Origin of the sequence: Pseudovibrio sp. Ad26, assembly GCF_001623285.1 — a bacterium.
Taxonomy (GTDB): Bacteria; Pseudomonadota; Alphaproteobacteria; order Rhizobiales; family Stappiaceae; genus Pseudovibrio; species Pseudovibrio ascidiaceicola.
Map to the genome: position 1 here is coordinate 1 of NZ_LMCE01000076.1, position 2,154 is coordinate 2,154.

Genomic DNA, 2,154 nt, shown 5'->3' on the forward strand with positions numbered 1-2,154 from the left:
TAGAAAGGACGACCCATGGCCCGTGCCCGAGGTGCCCGCTCTGTACTGGCAGCTGCCTTTGAAACAACCTATGGCACCGCTCCAGCTGCTGGATCTTATTGGAAGATGCCCTTTGCCAGTTCCAATCTTGGCAGCGAGCAGCCCTTGCTGGAAAGCGAGCTTTTGGGTCAGGGCCGTGATCCCTATCCGCCAGTCAAGGATGCCATCACCACGGAAGGCGATATCAGCGTGCCCATTGATACCCGCTATCTTGGTATCTGGCTAAAGGCGCTGTTCGGCGCACCAGAGACAACAGGTTCCACAGCGCCCTACTCGCATGAGTTTCAAAGTGGCAAGTGGGATCTGCCTAGCCTTGCCATTGAGGTGGGGATGCCGGATGTGCCCTATTTTGCCATGAACACCGGATGCAGGGCCAATACCATCAACTGGACCATGCAGCGTTCAGGGCTGGTGACGGCCACCATCAACCTGATTGCTCAAGGCGAGATTACTGGCACAACTTCGAGTACAGGAGATCTGGAACAGCTGCCCCTCAAACGGTTTGGCTCGTTTAGCGGCTCCATCCTGCGCAATGATGTGCAGCTTGGCAACATCACTTCTGGCCAGATCACCTACACCAACAATCTGGAGCCCATCGAGACTATCCGCGGGGATGGCATGATTGATGGGGCCGATCCCGCCATGGCCATGCTGTCTGGCACTATCGATGTGCGCTTTGCTGACCAGACGCTTTTGTCTCAAGCACTTGCTGGAGAACCCTGCAAACTGAGTTTCCGCTATGCGCTGGGCAATGACACTAGTTTCGAGCTTGTTGCCCATGCAGTGTACTTGCCCAAGCCTAAGCTTACCATTGAAGGTCCTGGCGGTGTTCAGGTGAGCTTTGCCTGGCAAGCGGCCCGTGATGAAGCGTTGGACCGAATGGCAACCGCCACACTCAAAAACGACGTTGCTTCCTACGACAACCCCTCAGCTTAAGGAGACTGCCATGCGCCTTGATCTTAGCTTAGAGCCCAAATGGTATGACCTCATCCCCGAAGTTGGCATAAGGGTGCTAGCCGATCCTGCCATTACCGACATCATGGATGCCGCCCGTGAAGATGAGCGATTGATCGCTCTTGCCGGTGACGAACCTCTATCTGAGGTGATCGAGCCCGGCAAAGCCACCAAGCTTGCCCGTGTTCTGTCTCTAGTCGTTGCACAGCAAGTCATCCGCGACTGGGAAGGTGTGGAAGATGAAGCAGGCACCAAGGCAAAGTTGACACCTGACCACATCGAAGCATTTCTGCAGAACCCTCAAATTGCCGATGCTTGGTTGCTTTACTACATGCAATATTGGCTTCAGGTGGACAAAGATATACTTGAAGAAAAAAACGTCTCTGCGCCCTTGCTGAGTGGCACTTCAGCGGCGGCGCAGACTATTGCAGCGCGTGCCCCAGTACATGCAAAGACTGCCCGCAAAAACAAAACCAGCCGCAAACCCAAGACGGCAGACGGCTCTGGCAGGTCGTCATGAGACTGGGCGGTCAGGTGCGCACTGTCTCCACCATGAACAGCTATGTGGTGGTCGGCTGGGAAATGGGAGCTGCCTTAAAGCTTGCAGATAATCTTGGCGCTAATCCCTATCTGGCCGCCTTGATCCTGCCTGAGATCGAGCAGATTGCCTGCGCCAAGATCAACGAGAGACTGCAATCTCATGGTTGAGCGCAAGGTCTCTGTGAGACTGGCAGCCATTGGCGGCAAAGCCCTCAAAGATGATCTTGTTGCCATTGGCAAGACCGGCAGTGCAGCGCTCACTCAGATTGGTTCTGCCAGCGAGGCTGCTAATGCGGGACTTGATGAGGTCTCTTTAGCTGTTGCCAGAGGCCGAGAACAGTTGGAACAGCTTGCCGCCAAAGCTGCAAGATCAGCCAATGCCCTTAGAGCAACGGCAACAGCCACCACACCACTGATTGATCAGATCAACCGTATGAGCGGTGTGACACCCGCGATTGGCAAAACCACAGCAGAGTTTCTGGTTCAAGGTCAGGCCTTGGATGATCTGCGGGCCCGGTATAATCCTGTCTTTGGTGTGATCCGCAGATACCGGCAAGCCATCTCAGAGATTAAAGCCGCCCATCTGGAAGGCGCGCTTTCTGCAAATGAGATGACAGCTGC

The 2,154-nt window shown here is 54.9% G+C and carries 3 protein-coding genes and 1 pseudogene; all 4 read left to right on the forward strand.

What is annotated here, in order from left to right; translation table 11 throughout:
• The first annotated feature begins 15 nt into the window (after positions 1–15).
• Entirely contained in the window at positions 16–975 is a 960-nt protein-coding gene (locus PsAD26_RS16905) for a phage tail tube protein (protein WP_063311404.1), read from the forward strand.
• Between the two features lie 10 nt (positions 976–985).
• Positions 986–1,513, forward strand: coding sequence for a hypothetical protein (locus tag PsAD26_RS16910; protein WP_063311405.1), 528 nt, complete (start codon positions 986–988; stop codon positions 1,511–1,513).
• Positions 1,510–1,701, forward strand: coding sequence for a hypothetical protein (locus PsAD26_RS16915; RefSeq protein WP_063311406.1), 192 nt, complete (start codon positions 1,510–1,512; stop codon positions 1,699–1,701). Before PsAD26_RS16910 ends, PsAD26_RS16915 begins: the two co-directional genes overlap by 4 nt.
• Positions 1,694–2,154: pseudogene (locus tag PsAD26_RS16920) on the forward strand (hypothetical protein); the annotation flags it as partial. The gene PsAD26_RS16915 and the pseudogene PsAD26_RS16920, both read left to right, overlap by 8 nt.